The organism is Bradyrhizobium centrosematis (genome assembly GCF_045571495.1).
Taxonomy (GTDB): domain Bacteria; phylum Pseudomonadota; class Alphaproteobacteria; order Rhizobiales; family Xanthobacteraceae; genus Bradyrhizobium; species Bradyrhizobium centrosematis.
On the sequence record NZ_CP120703.1, the window covers coordinates 3,033,377 to 3,053,615 of the forward strand.

General features: G+C 64.4%; 18 protein-coding genes. 6 read left to right on the plus strand and 12 right to left on the minus strand.

Features of this window, described 5'->3' with window-relative positions; translation table 11 throughout:
- Positions 1-81: 81 nt before the first annotated feature.
- Positions 82-477, plus strand: a complete 396-nt coding sequence (locus P6U31_RS14520; protein WP_407189111.1) for a hypothetical protein — start codon at positions 82-84, stop codon at positions 475-477.
- Positions 478-667: 190 nt separating this feature from the next.
- On the opposite strand, the gene P6U31_RS14525 is transcribed toward P6U31_RS14520, so the two are convergent.
- The 6 genes from P6U31_RS14525 to P6U31_RS14550 form a co-directional block, all read right to left on the minus strand.
- Positions 668-1,162, minus strand: coding sequence for a hypothetical protein (locus tag P6U31_RS14525; RefSeq protein WP_407189112.1), 495 nt, complete (start codon positions 1,160-1,162; stop codon positions 668-670).
- Between the two features lie 179 nt (positions 1,163-1,341).
- Positions 1,342-2,073 carry an aspartate/glutamate racemase family protein gene (locus P6U31_RS14530; protein ID WP_407189850.1) on the minus strand — a complete coding sequence of 244 codons (732 nt, stop codon included), beginning with the start codon at positions 2,071-2,073 and terminating at the stop codon, positions 1,342-1,344.
- A 37-nt stretch (positions 2,074-2,110) separates the two neighbouring features.
- Entirely contained in the window at positions 2,111-2,989 is an 879-nt protein-coding gene (locus P6U31_RS14535) for an ABC transporter permease (RefSeq protein WP_407189113.1), read from the minus strand.
- 2 nt (positions 2,990-2,991) lie between these two features.
- The gene (locus tag P6U31_RS14540; RefSeq protein WP_407189114.1) at positions 2,992-3,945 is read right to left on the minus strand and encodes an ABC transporter permease; all 954 of its coding nucleotides are present in this window, start codon (positions 3,943-3,945) and stop codon (positions 2,992-2,994) included.
- Positions 3,946-3,950: 5 nt separating this feature from the next.
- On the minus strand, positions 3,951-5,240 hold the full coding sequence (locus P6U31_RS14545; protein ID WP_407189115.1) for a PotD/PotF family extracellular solute-binding protein: 1,290 nt from the start codon (positions 5,238-5,240) through the stop codon (positions 3,951-3,953).
- 43 nt (positions 5,241-5,283) lie between these two features.
- Positions 5,284-6,270: an ABC transporter ATP-binding protein gene (locus P6U31_RS14550; protein ID WP_407189116.1), complete on the minus strand. Its 987-nt coding sequence runs from the start codon at positions 6,268-6,270 to the stop codon at positions 5,284-5,286.
- A 265-nt stretch (positions 6,271-6,535) separates the two neighbouring features.
- Between P6U31_RS14550 and P6U31_RS14555 the strand changes: the two genes are divergently transcribed.
- Positions 6,536-7,243, plus strand: coding sequence for a GntR family transcriptional regulator (locus P6U31_RS14555; protein WP_407189117.1), 708 nt, complete (start codon positions 6,536-6,538; stop codon positions 7,241-7,243).
- Between the two features lie 99 nt (positions 7,244-7,342).
- Here the strand turns inward: P6U31_RS14555 and P6U31_RS14560 are convergent, their stop codons facing one another.
- Positions 7,343-8,269, minus strand: coding sequence for a TetR/AcrR family transcriptional regulator (locus P6U31_RS14560; RefSeq protein WP_407189118.1), 927 nt, complete (start codon positions 8,267-8,269; stop codon positions 7,343-7,345).
- Between P6U31_RS14560 and P6U31_RS14565 the strand changes: the two genes are divergently transcribed.
- The 4 genes from P6U31_RS14565 to P6U31_RS14580 all read left to right on the plus strand — a co-directional run bounded on the left by P6U31_RS14565 (position 8,253) and on the right by P6U31_RS14580 (position 15,976).
- Complete coding sequence (locus tag P6U31_RS14565; protein ID WP_407189851.1) at positions 8,253-9,737, plus strand: efflux transporter outer membrane subunit; 1,485 nt, start codon at positions 8,253-8,255, stop codon at positions 9,735-9,737. The two genes, P6U31_RS14560 and P6U31_RS14565, sit on opposite strands and share 17 nt — an antisense overlap.
- Positions 9,734-10,849 (plus strand): efflux RND transporter periplasmic adaptor subunit, encoded by a 1,116-nt coding sequence (locus P6U31_RS14570; protein ID WP_407189119.1) that lies wholly within the window; start codon positions 9,734-9,736, stop codon positions 10,847-10,849. Before P6U31_RS14565 ends, P6U31_RS14570 begins: the two co-directional genes overlap by 4 nt.
- A 60-nt stretch (positions 10,850-10,909) precedes the next feature.
- A complete protein-coding gene (locus tag P6U31_RS14575) occupies positions 10,910-13,972 on the plus strand; it encodes an efflux RND transporter permease subunit (RefSeq protein ID WP_407189120.1) in 3,063 nt (1,020 codons plus the stop codon).
- Positions 13,973-14,428: 456 nt separating this feature from the next.
- The gene (locus P6U31_RS14580) at positions 14,429-15,976 is read left to right on the plus strand and encodes an FAD-dependent oxidoreductase (protein ID WP_407189121.1); all 1,548 of its coding nucleotides are present in this window, start codon (positions 14,429-14,431) and stop codon (positions 15,974-15,976) included.
- Between the two features lie 121 nt (positions 15,977-16,097).
- Here P6U31_RS14580 and P6U31_RS14585 read toward each other — a convergent pair whose 3' ends face one another.
- The 5 genes from P6U31_RS14585 to P6U31_RS14605 all read right to left on the minus strand — a co-directional run bounded on the left by P6U31_RS14585 (position 16,098) and on the right by P6U31_RS14605 (position 20,233).
- On the minus strand, positions 16,098-16,724 hold the full coding sequence (locus tag P6U31_RS14585) for a transglutaminase-like cysteine peptidase (RefSeq protein ID WP_407189122.1): 627 nt from the start codon (positions 16,722-16,724) through the stop codon (positions 16,098-16,100).
- Between the two features lie 331 nt (positions 16,725-17,055).
- A complete protein-coding gene (locus P6U31_RS14590) occupies positions 17,056-17,667 on the minus strand; it encodes a PilZ domain-containing protein (RefSeq protein WP_024340745.1) in 612 nt (203 codons plus the stop codon).
- Positions 17,668-17,812: 145 nt separating this feature from the next.
- A complete protein-coding gene (locus P6U31_RS14595) occupies positions 17,813-19,003 on the minus strand; it encodes an MFS transporter (protein ID WP_407189852.1) in 1,191 nt (396 codons plus the stop codon).
- Positions 19,004-19,239: 236 nt separating this feature from the next.
- Positions 19,240-19,647: a nuclear transport factor 2 family protein gene (locus P6U31_RS14600; protein WP_407189123.1), complete on the minus strand. Its 408-nt coding sequence runs from the start codon at positions 19,645-19,647 to the stop codon at positions 19,240-19,242.
- Between the two features lie 85 nt (positions 19,648-19,732).
- Entirely contained in the window at positions 19,733-20,233 is a 501-nt protein-coding gene (locus P6U31_RS14605) for a GNAT family N-acetyltransferase (protein ID WP_407189124.1), read from the minus strand.
- Between the last annotated feature and the right edge of the window lie 6 nt (positions 20,234-20,239).

The following is a 20,239-nucleotide window of genomic DNA, read 5'->3' on the forward strand; positions in this document are numbered from 1 at the left end:
TGTGGCTGTCCGGAATGCCCAAGTGGCGATAGCTTGATCCCACTTTGAAGCGTGGAGCGTGTCCGCGCAGAGGATCGAGTGATGTTACGCAGGATGATGATGGCGGCGCTGGCCGTCGCGGTGGTCGGGCTGTCGGTGCCGCAGGTGGCACAGGCGCGGGGCTTCGGGCATGGCGGTTGGGGACACGGCGGCTGGGGTCACGGCGGTGGCGGCTGGGGCCACCATGGCGGCCATTGGCATGGCGGCGGCTTCTGGCCCGGCGTCGCGATCGGGGCGGGCATCGCCGGCGCCGGTTTGTACGGCGGCTATTACGGCTACGGCTACGGCTACGGCTATGGGTACCCCTATTATGGGGATCCCTACTATTATGGTACCGGCTACGACGACAATGATGGCTATGGCGGCTGCTACGTGGCGCGCAAGCGCGTCATGACGCCGGCAGGCTGGCGTATCCGCCGCGTGGACGTCTGCGAATAGCGTCCTTCACGCCGGACTTACCGGGCAAAAAACAAGGCCGTTGACGCAGTATACCGTCAACGACCTTGCCAGCCCCGGACATTGAAATCGGCTCACGCCATCCGGTAATCGCCAGCATCGCTCGGAATCATACGGGCGAATGTGATCCAGTTCACAAGTCGAAAAAATTAGTCGCGGTTTCGTGAGCGGCTCAGCCGCGCGAGCCCTTGCGCGCGCTGGCGTGGACGCGATGCCGCGCCGGTTTCCTGCGGGTAACTGTGGGTGTTTCGACCTCGGTTGCCCGTGCGCTGGCAAATGACTGCCGCAGGCCGTCGATGGACTCGCTCAGCGTCGCGACCTGCTCGGACAGGCGCTTGGTATCGGCCTGCTGGGCTGCCATCAGCCGCTTCATGGTCTGGAGCTGATCCTGCACCACCTGAAGCTGGTCGATCGACTCCTGTTGGGTCGCCTCCAGGCCCTTGGTCTTCTCGACGAGCTGCTCGGAGGCTTGGGCGGTCCGTGCCTGGAGCTGCCGCGAGGCCACCACCCGGTCGGTCTCAGGTGCGGCACCCGTATAGGCACGCCAGATCGCGATCGAGGTGACCCCCGCGATCAGGAGCAGGAGCGCTGCGGCGGTCAGCGCGATGGGCTGGGCGCCGAGACGAAGGCGGGGGATGGAAGGTGTGTCCTGGGCGAGATCGATCATCGGTCACAAAACCCAAATTGAAACTTGGTGAGTGGCGAAGACCGGCAGCCCAGAGGCGGCCGGGGCGTCCCGAAAACGCTACGTTTCGGCAAGGAATGGGACCAAAAAGAGGCTGGGGCTAAAAAAACCAGTACTTAGCGGGCCTTGGAGCCTCCGAGGCTCGGCCCCTGGCTCGGGAATCAGGGCTGAAACACCGAAAATGGTCCGGAATAGGTCTTCGGCCGCGGCGCCGCGTAGGGGCCGAGACGCGAGGTCTTCAGTCCCAGCCGCACCAGTGATTCCGCCAGCGTCACCGCTGCCGCGACGCCGTCGATCACGGGCAGGCCGTGCGCGGCGGCGAGCTCGCTTGCGAGGTCGGCCATGCCGGCACAGCCGAGCACGATCGCCTCCGTGCGGTCCTCACGGATGGCGGCGGTGATCTCCGCCGAGATCTTCGCGAGCGCATCCGTGTTGCGCTCTTCCAGTGCCAGCACCGGCACCTCGGCAGCGCGGACGCGGACGCAGCGCTCGGCGAGGCCGTACTTCTTCAGATTGTGTTCGATCGGCACGATGGAGACACCGAGTGTCGTCACCGCGGCAAAGCGCGCCGCGATCAGGCTCGCCATGTGGAAGCCGGCTTCGCCAATGCCGATCACCGGCACTTTCGCCACCGCACGGGCGGCATCCAAGCCGGTGTCGTCGAAGCAGGCGATGATATGCGCCTCCGCGCCGTCGCGATCGGCCTCGCGGATGCAGCCGAGCATGCCGGGCACGGCGAAGGCTTCGTCGTAAAATCCCTCGATCGAGACCGGGCCCATCGTCGGCTGCCGCGCATCGATCACCGTGCCGGGCAGGGCGACGCTGCGTGCCGCGGCGGCGATCTTCACCGTCATGGATGCGGTGGTGTTGGGATTGACGACGTGCAGCCGCATCGATCCAGACAAAGTCCTTTCTCAGAGAAGCGCTCTATTAGACGAGTCCTTGGCCGGCGTCCGAGCCCTTGGCCGCCTGCCGCTTGTTGAGCATGTGGATGGTGCCGAGCGCAAGGGTGATCACCGTGAACGAGACCGCCGAGATCACGGTGCCGAGCGCATAGATGTCGGGGTTCGTCACCGTGGTGGTAAGGCCCTGCAGCTCGAGCGGCAACGTATTCACCGCCCCGATCGCCTGACTGGAACGGGCAAGCTCGTCCCAGGACAGCGTGAAGCCGAACAGGCCGATGCCGATTACGGAGGGCAGGATGATCGGCAGCACGACATGGCGGAACGTCTGCCACGGTGTGGCGCCGAGATCGCGCGCGGCCTCCTCGAGGCGCGGGTCGAAGCGATTGAAGATCGCGAACATGATGAGCAGGCCGAACGGCAGCGTCCAGGTCAGATGCGCCCCCAGGCCCGACGTCAGCAGGCCCATCGAGGTCTCGAAATTCTCGTTCCAATGCGCCTTGATCAGGTCGTCGATAATGCGGAACTCGAGCGAGATGCCGAGCGAGGTGATGATCGAGGGCACGATCAGGCTGGCGATCGCCGAGTAGAACAGGATGCTCTGCGCCTTGAATTTTCGGCGGAAGGCCATGCCAGCGGCGACCGACAGCACGACGGTGACGATCATCACGATGATTCCGAGCAGCAGCGAGCGGCGGAAGGCGGCGCCGAGATCGACGATGCCGGTGCCCTGGAACAGCTTTGCGATCCAGAAGGTCGATACGCCGTTCATCGGGAAGGTGAGGCCGCCCTGCGGCCCCTGGAACGACAGCACGTAGATCGCGATCATCGGCCCGTAGAGAAACAGCACATAGGCCGCGAAGAAGATCGCGAGCACGTAGAACGAGCGCGGGCGTCCTTCCTTCATGCTCAGAGCTCCTTCTTGATGTCGACGATGCGCGACATCATGGTGATGATCAGGAAGGTGATGGCGAGCAGGATCACCGCGTTCGCTGCCGCGGCCGGGAACTGCAGCGCATTGACGCGCGTCTCGATGATCTTGCCGGCGGCGGCGATCTGCTGGCCGCCCATCACGCCGATGGTAATGAAATCGCCCATCACGATGGTGATGACGAAGATCGAGCCGATCACGATGCCGGGTTTGGCGAGCGGTATGATGACGTTGACCAGCGTCTGGAAGCCGGTCGCGCCGGCATCATAGGCGGCCTCGATCAGCGATTTGTCGATGCGCACCATCGAATTGAAGATCGGCACCACCATGAAGAAGGTGAAGAGGTGCACCAGCGCCAGCACCACCGAGAATTCGGAGAACAGCAGCCACTCGATCGGGTGATTGATCAGCCCCGCTTTGGTGAGACCGGAGTTCACGAGGCCATTGCGCCCGAGCAGCGGAATCCAGGCGATCATGCGGATCACGTTGGAGGTCCAGAACGGAATCGTGCAGAGCAGCGACAATCCCATCTGCCAGGTCTTGGACTTGACGTGGAAGGCGAGGAAATAGGCGACCCAGAAGCCGATGAAGAGGGTGATCGCCCAGACCAGGAAGCACAGCTTCAGTGTCTTCAGGTAAGTCTTGGCGATGGTGCAGAGATCAGGAAGCTGCGCGATGCAGCCTTCGAACGTGTCGGTGTAGCCGCGGCCGGAGAGGGCCGGCAGCAGCTGATATTCGTTGTAGTCCCAGAACGAGACGATGACGACGAAGACGAGCGGAATGAGGAAGAAGGCGAGAAACACCAGCATCATCGGCCCGGCCTGAAGCCAGGATATGAAGGATGGTGACAGGCGCGTCGGCTTTGCCGCGCGCACCGTGCCCGACCCCGGGATCAAGCCCGGGGATGCCTGTTGCAGGACCTCTTCCGACATGTCCGTTACGCCGCGATGAACTCATTCCACTTGCGGACCATGTAATCGTTCTCGTCCATCACCGCGTTCCAGCACGCGACGGCGCCCATGCGGTCCTCGTACGAGCCGCCGTCACGCACCGCGCCGGCCTTCTCCAGCAGCGAGCCGTCGGGCGCCTTGATGTCCTTCTCGGCCGGCTTGCCCTCCATCCAATACGCCCACTCGTATGGCTCCATATGCGCCTTGGCGGTGGAGAGCACGGCGGAGTAGTAGCCCTGGCGGTTGAGATAGGCACCGGCATAGCCGGACAAGAACCAGTTCACGAACTCATAGGCCCATTCGAGCTTGGCACCCGACACGCCCTTGGAGACGCAGAAGCCCGAGGCCCAGGAGCGATAGCCTTCCTTGAGCGGCTGGAAGGTGCAGGGGATGCCCATCGAGCGAACCTTGGTCACCGCGGGCGACCACATCGACTGGATCACGGTCTCGCCCGAGGCCATCAGGTTGACGCTCTCGTTGAAGTCCTTCCAGAAGGCGCGGAACTGGCCGGCCTTCTTGGCTTCGGTCATCACCTTCATGGTGAGATCGATCTCTTCCTTGGTCATGTTGCCCTTGTCGGCGTATTTGTACTTGCCGGTGGCTTCCACGACCATCGCGGCGTCCATGATGCCGATCGAGGGGATGTTGAGGATCGAGGCTTTGCCCTTGAATTCGGGGTTGAGCAGCTCGGCCCAGGAGCTGATCGGCCGCTTGATCAGGTCGGGACGGATGCCGAGCGTGTCGGCGTTGTAGACGGTCGGGATCAGCGTGACGAATTCGGTCGCCGAGGTCGCGAACTTCTTGGAGTCCTTGCCCTCGAGATAGAGCACCTTCCAGGGCGCGGTGCCCTGGCCGCCGATCTTCTTGCCGCCGGGCGTCTCGCCCTTGGTGAAGACGGGCGTGATGTTGTCGAATTCCTTGATCTTCTTGGCATCGAGCGCAAGGATGTTGCCCGACGGCACCAGCTTCTTCAGCGAGAAATACTCGGTGTCGAGCACGTCGAAGGAGTTCGGCTGGGTCATCACGCGCTTGGTGACGTCGTCGGTGGTCGCGGTGATGTATTCGATCTTGATGCCGGTGTCTTTCAGGCACTGCTTGGAGATGTCGTCGCCCTCGTTCACGGCAGTGCCGAGATAGCGCAGCACCTTGGCATCTGCAGACTTCACGTAGGGAAAGCCGGTGATGGCGCCGGAGCCGGCGGCAAGCCCGGCGAGACCCGCGGTGCCCTTCAATAGCGTGCGGCGGCTGACGCCTTTTGTCCTGGTCGTCTCGGTCATTTCGCTCACTCCTCTGTGTTGCGCATTTCTGTCGTGACGGGCGCTATTGCAGGCGTTGCGCCTTGGCGGGATCCCAGGTGGCCAGCACGCGATCGCCCGGACGGAACGGGTGCACGTCGAACGTGGCTTCGGGAACGTGGGAGAACAGGGCGGTGCCGTCGTCGAGCGTGAGCGAGACGGCGATGTAGGAGCCCTGGTACTCGGTCTGGGTCAGCAGCGCCGGCGCGCCGAACGCGCCGTCAGCAAACGGCACGATGCCGAGCTGATCGGCGCGTACGGCGATGAGTTTGCCGGCGTCGCTGAGGACGTTGTGGCCGCCGATGAAGCGGGCCACGAATTCGGTGCGGGGATGGTGGAAGATCTCGCGCGCCGTGCCCTGCTGCTCGATCTTGCCGTGGTTCATCACGACGATGTGGTCGGCGAGCGCCATCGCCTCTTCCTGGCCGTGGGTGACCTGGATGAAGCTGATGCCGAGCTCGCGCTGCAGCCGCTTCAGCTCGCCGCGCATCTTGACCCGCAGGAACGGATCGAGCGCCGACAGCGGCTCGTCGAGCAAGAGGATCTGCGGCTCGGTGATCAGCGCACGGGCGAGCGCGACGCGCTGCTGCTGGCCGCCGGAGAGCTGCGCCGGCAGCCGGCCCGCATATTGGCTCATCGCCATCAGTTCGAGCAACTCGCCGGCGCGCTTGTGGCGCGTCGGCTTGTCGATGCCGCGCATCTTCAGCGCGAAGGCGACGTTGTCGAGCACGGAGAGATGCGGAAACAGCGCGTAGGACTGGAACATCATCGCCGTGCCGCGGTCGGCGGGCGGCAGGTCGGTGACGTTCTGTGCGCCGAGGATGATGTCGCCCTCGCTGACCGCCTCGTGGCCGGCGATCATCCGCAAGGTCGAGGTCTTGCCGCAGCCGGAGGGGCCGAGCAGGCAGCAATAGGTGCCGGCCGGGATCTTCAGATTGACGGCGTCGACCGCCAGCGTCGTGTCATAGCGCTTGGTGACGGCGACCAGTTCAAGGGCGGCGGGAGTGGCCATGGCGTATCCAAGAGGGGCGGGGCTGCCGTTCTCTCCGCAAGCTCCGTGCCAACCGCCTCCTTGCCGGCCGAATTCTAAAACTGTGCAGCGGAGTCAGATCGTTAGATCGAATCCGGCGCCTTCGTCCCGCCTGTTTTCCGCGCAGCCGTCTGCACACAAAACGGGCGAAGATTGTATAAAGTTTCGCCTGTGATTGGATACAGCACGTCGACTAACATTCGGGGCGAACGTCGCCGATCGAGTCCTCGAACCACGCCTCGACCTAATGGCTGCCAAGTCTCGCCCCAAATCCGACGCGCCAGATGCGAGCGATCGCGTCAGCCGCATCCGGGAGGGTGTGACCTCAGCGATCCTCGAGCATCGCCTGCTGCCGGGCACCAAGCTCGGCGAGGACGAGATCGGCGAGATCTACGGCGCGAGCCGTACGCTGGTGCGCACCGCGCTGCAGCAGCTCGCGCATGAGGGCATCGTCAACATCGAGAAGAATCGCGGCGCCTTCGTCGCGCGGCCGACGCCGGCCGACGCCCGCGAAGTGTTCGAGGCGCGGCGCCTGATCGAGCCCACCATCGTCGATCATGCCATCGATGCGGTGTCGCCTGATTGGATCGATCGTCTGCAGCACCATCTCACGGAAGAGCGCGAGGCCGAGCTGCGCGGTGACGCCCGCGCCTCGGTCCGTCTCTCCGGCGAGTTTCACAAGCTCGTCGCCGAGATGAGCGGCCACAGCATCTATCTCGGATTTCTGAAGGAGCTGATCGCGCGCTCCTCGCTGATCATCCTGCTCTACCGCCGCCACGACACGCCGGCCTGCGGCACCGATCACCACGCCGGCATCGTTGCCGCGATCCGCAAGCGCGACAGAGAGGCCGCGCGCGCACAGATGCTGTCGCATCTGACCGAGATCGAGGCCGAGCTGTTCTTGAAAGATCCGGCCGCGGACGAGCTGCGGCTCGCCGACGTGCTGGGCGCCTGAGCGGTCCGGATACTAAAGTGTGATCCGCCGTGGCTTCCTAGAGATCATGCTTGAACGACAACCCAGAGCGCGATCACGTTCATCCAGTCGCATCGCTCCTTAGCGGCGCGCCGATGCCTTTGCCGAGTTTCGCCGCGTCCGCTTCGCAGCCGCGGGACGTCGTTCATAGGCCGCGAGAAACACCTTGATGCCATTCTCGATCAGGGCGCGATGGTGGGCCGGGCTCGGCGTCTTCATCGAGAGGGTCCATTTCAGGATCTCCTTGCCCTGAATCAGACTGAGAAACTGCGTCGCTGCCATGGCGACATCGGAAACGTCGACAAGGCCCTGCGCCTGCGCTGCACGCAGGAAGGCGGCGACTTCGGAGTCGCAGCGGTCCGGTCCGGACTTCATGAATACTTCCGCCACGCGCGGATAGCGCGAGGCGCAGGACATCACGAGTCTGTGCACGGCGAGCCCGCGCTGGTCGAGAAAGGCGTCGAGGAACGTCGTGCCAATGGCGTGGAGTTCTGCCCTGAGATCGATCTTGCCACCGTGATCGCGCCATAGCGTCTTCGGCCCGAAGCGCTTGCACTCCTCATTCACGAGCGCCAGCAGCAGATCGTCCTTGTCGTCGAAATGAACGTAGAGCGTAGCCTTCGAGACCCCGGCCTCGCGCGCGATCGCGTCCATGCTGGTGGCATCGAAGCCTTGATCGAGAAAAAGAACGCGAGCGCTGTCGAGAATCCGGCTGTGCTTGGCCCTGGCGCGCGGCTTCTGACTCGTATCGGCCAGCTCTTTGGTCTCTCGCATCTGCGCCTTATGCACTGTCGTCGTCATTGGCCCGTAACCCCACGGCTTGACTTTTGGTTCCAACCTGCAACATACAGCCTTCCGGACAAAAACTAAACGGTTTAGTTCTTTGACAGCTCCTCTTTCAGGCCGGCCCAGGCACGTCCCCGTCGTCGCAGGAGGGTGGCGGCCGGCGCGGGCCCCGGCCTGGGCCGGCGTTTCGCTCTGCGGCGTTGTACTGGCGTCCTGTGCCATCGGACCGGACTTCGTGTCGCCGGCCGGACCGGCCGTGGACGGCTACACACGCGAGCAGCGCCCGGCCGCCACCACGAGCGCGCCGGTGACCGGCGGCAATTCGCAAGGCTTCGAAACAGGCCGGGACATTCCCGGCGCCTGGTGGGCGCTATTCCGCTCGCGGCAGCTCAACGCCTTTGTCGAGGAAGCCATCCGCAATCATCCCGACGTGCAGGCGGCGCAGTTCGCCTTGCGCTATGCGCGGGAGAGTGCGCTGGCGCAACAAGGCAGCCTGTTTCCGCAAGTGTCCGGAAGCGCCTCGGCGGAGCGCGATCGGACGAGCACGTCGCAGTCGGGGGTGTGGCCGGCGCAAGGTTCGACCTACACGCTCTACAACGCTTCGGTCAGCGTGTCCTACGCGCTCGACATCTGGGGTGGCACGCGGCGTCAGGTCGAGGCGCTGCAAGCCCAGGCCGACTATCAGGACTTCAAGCTCGAAGCGACCTATCTCGCGCTCACCGCCAACGTGGTGACGGCCGCGATCACGGATGCCTCGCTTCGCGATCAAATCCTTGCGACCGAGGAGATCATCAAGGCGGAGTCGGATCAGCTGGCGCGCATCCAGCGGCAGTTCGAGGTCGGTGCGATCTCGAAATCCGACCTGCTGTCGCAAGAGGCCACGCTGGCGCAAGCCAAGGCGACGCTGGCTCCTCTGCAGAAGCAGCTGGCGCAACAGCGCAACCAGTTGATGGCCTATCTCGGCCGGCTGCCGAGCCAGGACCGCGGCGAGCATGTGCGGCTGGCCGATCTGCGCCTGCCCGGGCGGCTGCCGTTGTCGCTGCCCTCGACGCTGGTACGGCAGCGCCCGGACATCCGTCAGGCCGAAGCGACCTTGCATCAGGCAACCGCGACCGTCGGTGTCGGCATCGCCAACCTGCTGCCGCAGCTCACGCTCTCGGGCAGCTACGGTGCCACCAGTCCCGAGCGGCTGTTCTCGCCCGAGACGATCGTCTGGAGTGCCGCTTCCAGCGTCAGCCAGAAGATCTTCGACGGCGGAACGCTGTACCACACCAAGGAAGCCGACGTGGCGGCGTTCGAGCAGGATCTCGCGCTCTACAAGAGCACGGTGGTGACCGCGTTCCAGAACGTCGCGGATTCCCTGCGCGCCATCCAGTACGACGCCGCGACGCTGAAGGCGCAGACCGCCGCCGAGAAGGCGACGGCCGACAGCCTGACGATGGCGGTCGAGCAGTTCAAGACCGGCGCCGTGCCGTACGCCAACATCATCAATGCCCAGCAATCCTACCTCAACGCGCGGGTGTCGCGCGTCAAGGCGCAAGCGACCCGCTTTACCGACACCGCCGCGCTGTTCCAGGCGCTCGGCGGCGGCTGGTGGAATCGCGTGGATGAAACGCCGGACGCGCTGCCGCGCGCCAATGCCGCTTATTTCGCCGGTGTCGACAAGAAGACTGAGGACGCGTTGCGATGATCAAGCGGATGACCATCATGCTGTGTGGGATGGCAATCCTGTTCGGCGGCCTCTATGGATTCCAGGCTTTCAAGGAGATCATGATCAGGCGGGCCATCGGGGCGTTGGCCAATCCGCCGCAGACGGTCTCCACAGCGGTTGCAGCGAACGCGCCCTGGCAGTCCAGCCTGACCGCGGTCGGCTCGCTGCGCGCCGTCAACGGTGCCGATCTCGCGCTCCAGGTCGCCGGCATCGTGCAGAGCATCGAGTTCTCTTCGGGTGACAGCGTCACGGCCGGACAGACCCTGCTGGCGCTGGTGGCGACCGACGACCTCGCCAAGCTACGTTCACTGCAGGCGACGGCGGAGAACTACGCGATCGTGCTCAAGCGCGACGAGGAGCAGATCAAGTTCAACGCGGTGAGCCAGGCGACGGTTGACAGCGACAGGGCCAACCTGAAGAACGCCCAGGCCTTGGTCGAGCAGCAGAAGGCTCTGCTCGAGCAGAAGACGCTGAAGGCACCGTTCTCCGGGCGCCTCGGCATCCGCGCCGTCGATCTCGGCCAGTATCTCTCCGCCGGCACGAGCATCGTCACGCTGCAGAGTCTCGATCCGATCTATGTCGACTTTTACCTGCCGCAGCAGGCGCTGGCCTCGATCCGCATCGGGCAGGACGTGTCGGTCGCAGTCGACGCCTTTCCGGCCGAGCGCTTCACCGGGCAGATCACGGCAATCAACGCCAAGGTGGATTCAAGCAGCCGCAACATCCAGGTTCGCGCCACCTTGGGCAATGGCGGAGCCCGCCTGCTGCCGGGCATGTTCGCAAAGGTCGAGATCGCCGTCGGCAAGCCCGAGCAGGTCGTCACCCTCCCGCTCACCGCGATCGTGAACAATTCCTACGGTGACATGGTCTATCTCGTCGACGATCTCCATGACGGGCAGGGCACCGCACGGCAGATGTTCGTCAAGACGAGGCCCCCGAAAGGCGACCGCGTCGCGGTCAATGATGGGATCAAGCCGGGGGAGACGGTGGTCATCGCCGGCCAGCTGAAGCTGCGCAACGGCAGCCCGGTCAAGATCGACAATTCACACGTGCCGCAGGCGGAAGCCGCGCCAAACATCGTCGATCAGTAGGCTTCGCGACGGCGCGAGGATACCGCAGCAACGAGTGGCGACAAACGAGTTCAGGACAAGATGCGTTTCACCGATATCTTCATCCGCCGACCGGTGCTGGCGCTCGTGGTCAGCGTCCTGATCCTCGTGCTCGGCCTGCGCTCGATGGCCACGCTGTCGATCCTGCAATACCCGCGCACGCAGAACGCGATCGTCACGGTGAGCACCGCCTATGCCGGCGCGGATTCCGACATCATCGCCGGGTTCATCACGACGCCGCTCGAGAATGCCATCGCCCAGGCCAACGGCATCGACTACATGACCTCGAGCAGCGTCACCGGCTCCAGCACCATCACGGTCAACCTGCGGCTGAATTACGATTCCGGCAAGGCGATGACCGAGATCAATGCCAAGGTCAATTCGGTGCTGAACCAGTTTCCGAGCGGCACGCAGCAGCCGACGCTGACCCTCAAGGTCGGCCAGACCATCGACGCGATGTATATCGGTTTCGCCAGCGAGGTGCTGGCACCGAACCAGATCACGGACTATCTGACGCGCGTGGTTCAGCCGCGGCTGCAGGCCGTCGCTGGGGTGCAGACCGCCGAGCTGCTCGGCGCCAAGAAGTTCGCACTCCGCGCCTGGCTCGATCCCGACAAGCTGGCGGCTTACGGCCTCACCGCAAGCGACGTGTCGACGGCGCTCTCCGGCAACGATTACATCTCCGGCCTCGGCACGACCAAGGGCCGGCTGGTGCAGGTCGACCTGGCGGCCTCGACCAATCTCCATTCGCTGGAGCAGTACCGTAACCTCGTGGTCAAGACGGTCAACGGCGCCATCATCCGCCTGCGCGACGTCGCCAACGTCACACTCGGCAACGACGACTACGACAGCGAGACGCGTTTCAACGGCAAGACCGCGGTCTACATCGGCATCCAGACGGCCCCGACCGCCAATCTGCTCGACGTCGTCAATGGTGTGAAGGCCGTGCTGCCCGACGTCCGGGCGCAGCTTCCCAATGGGCTGGTCAGCGAGGTGCTCTACGACTCCACCGACTTCGTCAACTCCTCGATCAGCGAAGTCATCCACTCGCTGCTCGAGGCGGTGGTGATCGTGATCGTCGTGGTGTTCCTGTTCCTGGGCTCGTGGCGCTCGGTCCTGATCCCCGTCATCGCCATTCCGCTGTCGCTGATCGGCACCTTCGGCCTGATGCTGCTGATGGGATTCTCGATCAACCTGCTGACCCTGCTGGCCCTGGTGCTCGCGATCGGTCTCGTCGTCGACGACGCCATCATCGTGGTGGAGAGCGTGCACCGGCTGATCGACGAGGGCGTGGCGCCGGTCGAAGCGGCGATCCAGTCCGCGCGTGCGCTGGCGAGCCCGATCGTCGCCATGACCGTGGTGCTGATCGCCGTCTACGTGCCCGTGGGATTCCAGGGCGGCCTCACCGGTGCGCTGTTCATCGAATTCGCCTTCACGCTCGCCGGTGCCGTGACGGTGTCGGCGGTGATCGCGCTGACGTTGTCGCCGATGAACTGCGCCTGGCTCCTGCGCCGGACCGAGCGCGACGCGACCCATTGGGAGGCGCGACTGGTGCGCCGGATCGACCACGTGCTGGACTGGCTTTCCAGCGCCTATCGCCGCCGGTTGGAAGCCGTGTTCACCATGAAGCCTGTCGTGGCGGTGTTTGCGCTGCTGCTGCTCGCCGGCATTCCCTGGCTGTATGCGACCTCGACCAGCGAGCTCGCACCGGACGAAGATCAGGGCGTCGTTCTCTCGTTGACGACCGCGGCGCCCTCGGCGACTCTCCAGCAGCGGCAGTTCTATGGACGACAGCTCTACGATCTGATTGCCAAGCGCCCCGAGACGGCCACCGTGTTCCAGATCGACACCTCGACCCAGGTGATCAGCGGCTGGGTGCTCAAGCCCTGGGAGCAGCGCGTGCTCACCACCAAGACGCTGCAGCCGGACTTCCAGAATCTGCTCAATACCATCGCGGGCACGCGCTCGGTCGCTTTCCAGCCGTCGCCGCTGCCCGGCAGCAACGGCCTCCCGATCCAGTTCGTGATCGGCACGACCGGCTCCTATGACGAGCTCAACGAGGTCTCCCGCAACTTCATGGAGCAGGCGTTGAAGAGCGGGCAGTTCATCTTCCTCGATACCGACCTCAAGGTCGACAAGCCGCAGACCATGGTCACGTTCGACCGCGACAAGGCTGGCGACCTCGGCCTGAAGATGAGCGACCTCGGTGGTTCGCTCGCGACCATGCTGGGTGGCAACTATCTCGATTACTTCAGCCTGGACGGCCGCTCGTACAAGGTGATTCCGCAAGCCCGCCAGAACGAACGGCTCAACGCGGACCAGCTGCTCGGCTACTACATCAAGGCGAGCGACAATTCGATGGTGCCGCTGTCGACCGTCGCCCATCTGGAGAACAGGACCGTTCCGCAGTCGCGCAACCACTTCCAGCAGATCAATGCGGCGACGATCTCCGGCGTTGCGATGCCGACGGTGTCGATGGGCAGCGCGCTCGCCACGCTCAAGGATCTCGCGAAAACACTGCCGGCCGGCTACACGGTGGATTTCGGCGGCGCCTCGCGGCAGCTCGAGCAGGAGTCGGGCGGCTTCGTCACGACGTTCGCTTTCGCCGTCATCATCATCTTCCTGGCGCTCGCCGCGCTGTTCAACAGCTTCCTCGATCCCATCGTCATCCTGGTGTCCGTGCCGATGTCGCTGGCCGGCGCCCTGATCTTCATCAGCCTCGGCATCGGCGGCGCGAGTCTCAACATCTACACCCAGGTCGGGCTGCTCACCTTGATGGGCCTCGTCAGCAAGCACGGCATTCTGATGGTCGAAGTCGCCAACGAGTTGCGCGCGGCCGGGAAGGGGCGGACGGAGGCGATCATCGAGGCCGCGGCGATCCGGCTACGGCCGATCCTGATGACGACCGCGGCGATGGTGCTCGGCGTCGTTCCGCTGATCACCGCGAGCGGTGCGGGCGCGGTGTCGCGCTACAACATGGGCCTCGTGATCGCGACGGGGCTGTCGATCGGCACGCTGTTCACGCTGTTCGTGGTGCCGGTCGCCTATGCCCTGATCGCGCGGCCAGCGGCGGCTCCGGCTGCCGCCGAGACCGCGCCGGCATAGCCCTAAAAAGTTGCGGCCAGGCTTTGGGGGAAGCCTGGTCGCGCGCGAACCGGCCTGGGACGGGGAGGGGTGGCGGTGGCCCGACCGGCGATCTATGTCAGCGACCGAGTTCGCGTTCCGCGGCGAGCTGCCCGTCCGGGGTGATCTTGTAATCGCCGTCCTGCTTCGTCATCCATCCTGACCTGACCATCTCCCGTGCAAGCTGGACCGAGCAGATGGGATGGTTACCTCCTGGGTAATACAGCCTGTCATGTCGGACGAGCAGGTGGCCGTACAATTGGGCATGACGCAATGCCCTGCGCATCCCGGGTGATGGATCTGTCATGCCGGTTCAACCGCGAGCGCGCTGAAGGTTCCTACTCGATCCCCGTTTCAACGGCATTTCTTGTCGCCGACTGCAAGAGAGGAACCCTGATCTTGCCGGGTCGTTTGGTTCGTGGGTGAGGAGGCCGTGTCATGAACGTACGGGATGAGTACACCCGATCGCTCTGGATGGATGTGTCGGTCGCGGACGCGCCGGCGTTGTCCGGAACGCTGGGCACGGATGTCGTCGTTATCGGCTCTGGAATTGCTGGGCTATCGGTCGCCTATGAGCTGGCCGGCCATGGACGCTCGGTCGTCGTGCTGGACCGCGGCAGCATTGGCAGCGGGATGACGGCGCGCACCACCGCGCATTTGGCCACTGCACTCGACGATGGTTACGACGCCTTGGTGAAGGTGCGCGGGCTCGATTGTGCGCGCCGCTATTATCAGAGCGTCGCCGCCGCGATCGATCGGGCCGAGGCCGTGCAGGGGGCCGAGCACATCGATTGCGACTTCAAACGCGTCGATGGTTACTGGGTGCAGGCACCCGAAACGTCCGCGTCCGAATTGGACGACGAATTGGACTGCTGTCGCAAGCTCGGGATTCCCGTCGAAAATTGCGTCGATCCAACCCCGTTCCATGCCAGAGGTCAGGTGCGTTCGCTGCGCTTTGCCAGCCAGGCGCGCCTGCACCCGACCAAATACCTCGCGGGTCTGGCAGGCGCACTGAAGCGCCGCGGGGCTCGGCTCTACGCCGATACGTGTGTCGAGAGCATCCGCGAGCGGCATGGCGAGATGGTCGTGACGACCGCCTCAGGCCACGAGGTCCACGCCACCGACGTCGTGGTCGCAACCAACTCGCCCGTCAACGTCGAGGTGGCGATCCACACCAAGCAGGCACCTTACCGCACCTATGCGCTCGCCGCGAGGATGGCAGCCGGCGCCCTGGAGGATGCGCTCTATTGGGATACGCTCGATCCCTATCATTATGTCCGGCTGCAGCCGTTCTCTGAAGACGAGGACATCGTGATCGTCGGCGGAGAAGATCACAAGTCGGGTGAAGCGAACGATGGCGCGCAGCGCCTTGACGCGCTCGAGCGCTGGGCACGCGAGCGCCTGCCGGATTTGCGCGAGGTCACTCATCAATGGTCCGGTCAGGTGCTGGAGCCGGTCGATTTCGCCGGCTTCATCGGCCGCAGTCCCGGCGAGGAGCATGTCTTCATCGTCAGCGGCGATTCCGGCCAGGGGATCACGAACGGGCTCGTCGCCGGCCTGTTGGTGACGGATCTGATCACGACGGGCGCGAGCCCGTGGGAAGATCTCTACGCCCCCTCCCGGAAGATTCAGAGGAATATCGGTGAGTTCATCAGCGAGAACATCACGCCGCTAAAGAATTTTGCGGAGTATCTCGCGGCGAGCGAGATCGCGACCGTCGAGCGGCTGCAGCCCGGCGAAGGGCGCATCGTCCGCAGCGGCCTGAAAAAGGTTGCGGCGTGCCGAGACCGCCACGGACATTTGCATCTGCATTCCGCAAGCTGCACCCATCTCGGCTGCGTCGTGCACTGGAATGCGCTGGAGCAGTGCTGGGATTGTCCGTGTCACGGCTCGCAGTTCGCGCCCGACGGCACCGCGCTCAATGGCCCGGCGGTGTCGCCGCTAGGCGAGGTCGAGAAGCCGGCCAATCTTGAAGCCGCAGAGTGAGGCGGCTCGCCACCGAAAAAAGTTGCGGCCAGGCTTTGGGGGAAGCCTGGCCGCGCGCGAACCGGTCTGGGACGGGGAGGGGTGGGGATGTGACCGGGCCGCGTAACTCGTTGTCTCGTTCCTACTGATCCTTCGCGCTGGCGGTGGAGACCGCCGGCTTGGTGTCGCCCAGCGAGACCCAGACATTGGGATCGCTCTGCGACTGGCGCTTGACGAAGCGGTAGCCGGTCTCCGTCCAGGCGACGACGTTCTCGTTCTGATTGTCGAGAATGAACTCGCCCTTGTCGGTCTTCACCGTCAGCACCGCGTGTCCTTCGCCCTTCTTGTCGCGCACGACGGTGATGAGCAGGGCCTCGCGCGGCCATCCGGCATCGATCAGCATCTTGCGCTTCAACAGCACGTAGTCTTCACAGTCGCCGTAACCGTCGGTCGGCAGCGACCATTTCTCGATCACGCCCCAGTGCTCCTGGTCGGTCAAAGGCTTGATGGTCTCGTTGACCCAGCGATTGACCTTGACGAGGTCGCGCCATGCGCCTTGCGACATCACGATGTCGCGCGGCTGCGTCGGTGCGCCCTGGCACTGGGCGGCATTGTCCGCGCAGAATTCGACCCAGCCGATCGGTGCACGCGTGGTGTCACCGAGGCTCGCGTAGAGCAGACGGCTTTCGCCGGCCTGCGCTGCCGCGCTGATCCCGAAGAGCATGGCGGCCAGCGCCAGCCCTTTCCCCTGTCCCCTGAAGTCAAACATTGCGGCCCCCGTTTCTTGTTGGGACCACATTGCGCACGGAGCTTTTGAGCTGCCGCTAAGTCAGTCAAGTCAAGTCGAGACGAATACAAGTAAAAGCCGCGGCGAATTCGATCTATACTTGAATCGAATTCTCATAAAATTCGAAACAACTGCAATTGATTCAAAGTTTCTCGATTAACGCGGAAACGCTGTCGGAACCGCCGTTTCCCACCTGCAAAGCGGCGCGCGTTAACCTGAGCGCGGCACATCTCGCGGCAAGGAAAAGGCGGCGTCCGCATCGCGGAGGCCGCCTTCAGCGCCGGAAATACGGGTGTTTTCGCGCTCTGGTGCTTTACCGCGCGGTAACGCTCTCTTCGAGTGTCTCGATCGGCTGCTCGTGCAGGAACTCCAGCGCGAAGCCGTCTTCGAGGTTTCGGACCACGCGGCCCTGGACCCGGCCGAGCAGAACCGTCGATTTCAACGGCGGCCGGTTCTCCGCGGCGATGGCCGCGCCCGACAGCGACAGGTCGATGATGCGGCAGGTCATCTTGGTGCCGTCCTCGAGCGTCAGCACCGCGATCGGGTTGCGCGGCACGATACGGTCGTGGCGGCGGTCCTCCGGCAGATTGAGGATGTCGCGGTTGGCGAGCCAGGTCAGCTGCGCCGCGAGCTTGTCGCGCTTCCTGGGCGTCGCACCGATCGTCATGGCGAAGCCGTTGTCGATGATGCGGGTGATCTTGCCTTCGACGCGGCCGATATGGTCGAGATAGGCGACCACGCGGTCGCCGACATTGCCGATGCCGGGGGCGAGCAGCGCGAGCCCGCCCGGCGACATGTTGATCACCTGGCAGGGGAATTCGCGGCGGTCCGGCAGCATGTAGCGGCCGAGCAGGTGCACCTTCACCCGCTGGAAGCGCCGACGCTCCTCGGCGGCCGGAAGAAACTTTTTGTTAGCCAACGCCATTTTCAACACCCGACCCCCCGCCCGGGCGGAGTCCGGGACGACCCTAAGGTGCATAGGGTTAATGCCGCGTTAGGATCGGGTGCGGCGGTCACAGACTGACACAATGCGTTCGAAAAGCCACACCCCAAAGGCCCGGCGCGGCCGCTCAAGCCGGGCTCGCTGCCCGCCGCTGCAGCAACAGCAGCAGCGCCAGCAGCAGCGCGGCCGACAGGCCGAGCGACCAGTGTATGCCGATCGCCGCCCCAAACAGCCCGACCGTGATGCCGCTGAAGGCCCGCATGCCGAGGCCCGCCATATTATAAAGACCGACGACGCGGCCGCGAATGTCGTGCGGCGCGTTCAGCTGCACCAGCGCCTGCGCCATGGTGTTGAAGGACAGCTCGAAGAAGCCGGCGCAGAACAGCAGCACGATCGCGACCGGATAGATCCGCACCGCGGCAAAGCCGAGCAGTGCCACGCTCCAGAGCATCGCGAGCATGATCGCCGTGCGCGGCGTGCCCTTGAGGCGCCCCCAGGATTCGAGCGCAATGCCGGCGAGCAGCGCGCCGGCGGCGTCGGCCGCGAGCAGCACGCTGTAGGAGACGCCGGGATCGCCGTGGCCGAGATCCCCGGCAAAGCCCGGCATCTGGGCGTGGTAGGCGTTGCCGATCATGAAGGAGGTGAGGCCGGCAAGCCATGTCATCGCCGTCAGCACCGGTTGGGTGCCGATGGCGCGGATGGTCAGCACGATGTCGGCAAGGCCGCGCACGGCGAAGCGCCGCGCCGCCACGCTCTTGTCGCGCGCCGGCGCCCAGAACAGCCAGAGCAGCATCGGCAGATAGAACAGCGTGTTGAAGATGATGCCGTGCGAGGTGCCCAGCGTCAGCATGATGATTCCGCCGACGGCGGGCCCGACCAGGATGCCGAGATAGCGCGCCATGGCATTCAGCCGCACCGCGCTTGGCAGATCCGCGGGGCCGACGAGGTCATAGAGCAGGAGCTGGTTCGGCGTCTGCCAGAGCACGCCGGCGCAGCCATGGATCACCAGCAGCAGCATCGCGTGCCACATCTGGATCGTATCGGTGATGAAGAAGAAGCCCCATCCGGCGGAGGCGACGATGAAAAGCAGCATGCCGCACTGGATGATGCGGCGCGGATCGAACCGGTCGGCGAGCCCGCCCACCGCGACCGAGAACAAGAGGAACGGCAGCCAGTGCGACAGCACCGCAAAGCCCGCGAGCGCCGGCGAATGGAATTTCTGGAACACCACCCAATAGCTGATCACGTGCTCGATATTGTCGGCCATCATCGCCAGCACATAGGCCATGAATTGCAGACGATACGGCACCGACCTCATCGCCGCGAACGAGCCGGAGGCGACCACGGGATTTGGGGGAAGGGGGTTCAATCGATCACCTGGGCAGGATTGGTTGGGCCTTACACGTTCGCCTGCCGCTGCTCAAGACACTTAGGTGTGGTTGAAGACCAGCCATGCCTTGCATGGTGGCCGTGACCCGTCGCGCGATGGACCGTGCTCCGCCGGTGCATCAAACGCGAACCGCGCACGAGCGACGTCCCGACCTTGCGTCTTTCTCATGCCTTGCGGCGGGTCCAGCTGACCTGGGGCTCGTCCGCCCATGCAGTACCAAGACCAGCCATCGTGATCCAGGTTTCGGCGAGCTTGCCGCCCTCGATACGGTAGCTTTGCATGCCGGCCCGACTATGCGTCGCGCCGGTCGTGGGATCGGGCCATACGAATGCAAATCGGAACCAGGCGCGGTCGATCGTGAAGGAATGATCGTACACCAGGACGCGGATTCCAGGCCTGTCTCGATGCACCGCCTGCAATTCCACCGCATACTCGTCCCGGGTAACGGTCCGGTCGCCTTTCTCATCGTGGCGGATGTAGTGCGACCCTACGCAGTCCGGGATCAGGTCAAATCGTCCCTCGTGCCAGACCCGCTCCCAGCGATCGAAAAGCGCGCGTGTGCTATCAGTCATGGAACCCCGACATCGATTTGGTGTGGCCCTACGGCGCGCTTCGCTGCAAGTTTCTTGCCGAAATTCGAACCTCGCGCATCCGCTCCTAAACCAGCGACTTCACATAAACCGCGTACGGCACGCCCAGAATATCCGGCGCCTCGCCAGTCTTCACGAATCCCATGCAGAGGTACATCGGCAGCGCGACCGTCATGATTGGCGTCGTGTGCAGGGCGATGGCCGGCGACTGGTCTCGCTCGGCGCGGCGCAGGCATTCTTCCGTCAATTGCCGGCCGATGCCTTTGCTGCGTGCGCTGGGGTCGACCACCAGCATGCGGATGACCGGCCAGGCCGGATCGAAGAATGTCGGCTTCGGCGCTTGCGCGCCGACATAGGCGACGGCACCGACGATCTGGCCTCCGTCTTCGGCGACGATGATTTCGCCTGCCTTGGCAAGCAGCGGCATCTTCGCGACATTGGCCGTGAACAGCGGCCAGTCGGAATAGTGCTGCTCGAATTGCGCAAAGGCCGCCAGAGCGACGCGCCCGACAGCTTCCGCATCGTCAGTCCGATAGTCGCGCAGCATCGGCACGGTCCTCTTTGGCAATGTGAC

What these genes read in the sequence shown, in the direction of transcription:
- P6U31_RS14520 (WP_407189111.1), top strand. Translation starts at nt 82, where the DNA reads ATGTTACGCAGGATGATGATGGCGGCGCTGGCCGTCGCGGTGGTCGGG.
- P6U31_RS14525 (WP_407189112.1), bottom strand. Translation starts at nt 1,162, where the DNA reads ATGATCGATCTCGCCCAGGACACACCTTCCATCCCCCGCCTTCGTCTC.
- P6U31_RS14530 (WP_407189850.1), bottom strand. Translation starts at nt 2,073, where the DNA reads ATGCGGCTGCACGTCGTCAATCCCAACACCACCGCATCCATGACGGTG.
- P6U31_RS14535 (WP_407189113.1), bottom strand. Translation starts at nt 2,989, where the DNA reads ATGAAGGAAGGACGCCCGCGCTCGTTCTACGTGCTCGCGATCTTCTTC.
- P6U31_RS14540 (WP_407189114.1), bottom strand. Translation starts at nt 3,945, where the DNA reads ATGTCGGAAGAGGTCCTGCAACAGGCATCCCCGGGCTTGATCCCGGGG.
- P6U31_RS14545 (WP_407189115.1), bottom strand. Translation starts at nt 5,240, where the DNA reads ATGACCGAGACGACCAGGACAAAAGGCGTCAGCCGCCGCACGCTATTG.
- P6U31_RS14550 (WP_407189116.1), bottom strand. Translation starts at nt 6,270, where the DNA reads ATGGCCACTCCCGCCGCCCTTGAACTGGTCGCCGTCACCAAGCGCTAT.
- P6U31_RS14555 (WP_407189117.1), top strand. Translation starts at nt 6,536, where the DNA reads ATGGCTGCCAAGTCTCGCCCCAAATCCGACGCGCCAGATGCGAGCGAT.
- P6U31_RS14560 (WP_407189118.1), bottom strand. Translation starts at nt 8,269, where the DNA reads ATGGCACAGGACGCCAGTACAACGCCGCAGAGCGAAACGCCGGCCCAG.
- P6U31_RS14570 (WP_407189119.1), top strand. Translation starts at nt 9,734, where the DNA reads ATGATCAAGCGGATGACCATCATGCTGTGTGGGATGGCAATCCTGTTC.
- P6U31_RS14575 (WP_407189120.1), top strand. Translation starts at nt 10,910, where the DNA reads ATGCGTTTCACCGATATCTTCATCCGCCGACCGGTGCTGGCGCTCGTG.
- P6U31_RS14580 (WP_407189121.1), top strand. Translation starts at nt 14,429, where the DNA reads ATGAACGTACGGGATGAGTACACCCGATCGCTCTGGATGGATGTGTCG.
- P6U31_RS14585 (WP_407189122.1), bottom strand. Translation starts at nt 16,724, where the DNA reads ATGTTTGACTTCAGGGGACAGGGGAAAGGGCTGGCGCTGGCCGCCATG.
- P6U31_RS14590 (WP_024340745.1), bottom strand. Translation starts at nt 17,667, where the DNA reads ATGGCGTTGGCTAACAAAAAGTTTCTTCCGGCCGCCGAGGAGCGTCGG.
- P6U31_RS14595 (WP_407189852.1), bottom strand. Translation starts at nt 19,003, where the DNA reads ATGAGGTCGGTGCCGTATCGTCTGCAATTCATGGCCTATGTGCTGGCG.
- P6U31_RS14600 (WP_407189123.1), bottom strand. Translation starts at nt 19,647, where the DNA reads ATGACTGATAGCACACGCGCGCTTTTCGATCGCTGGGAGCGGGTCTGG.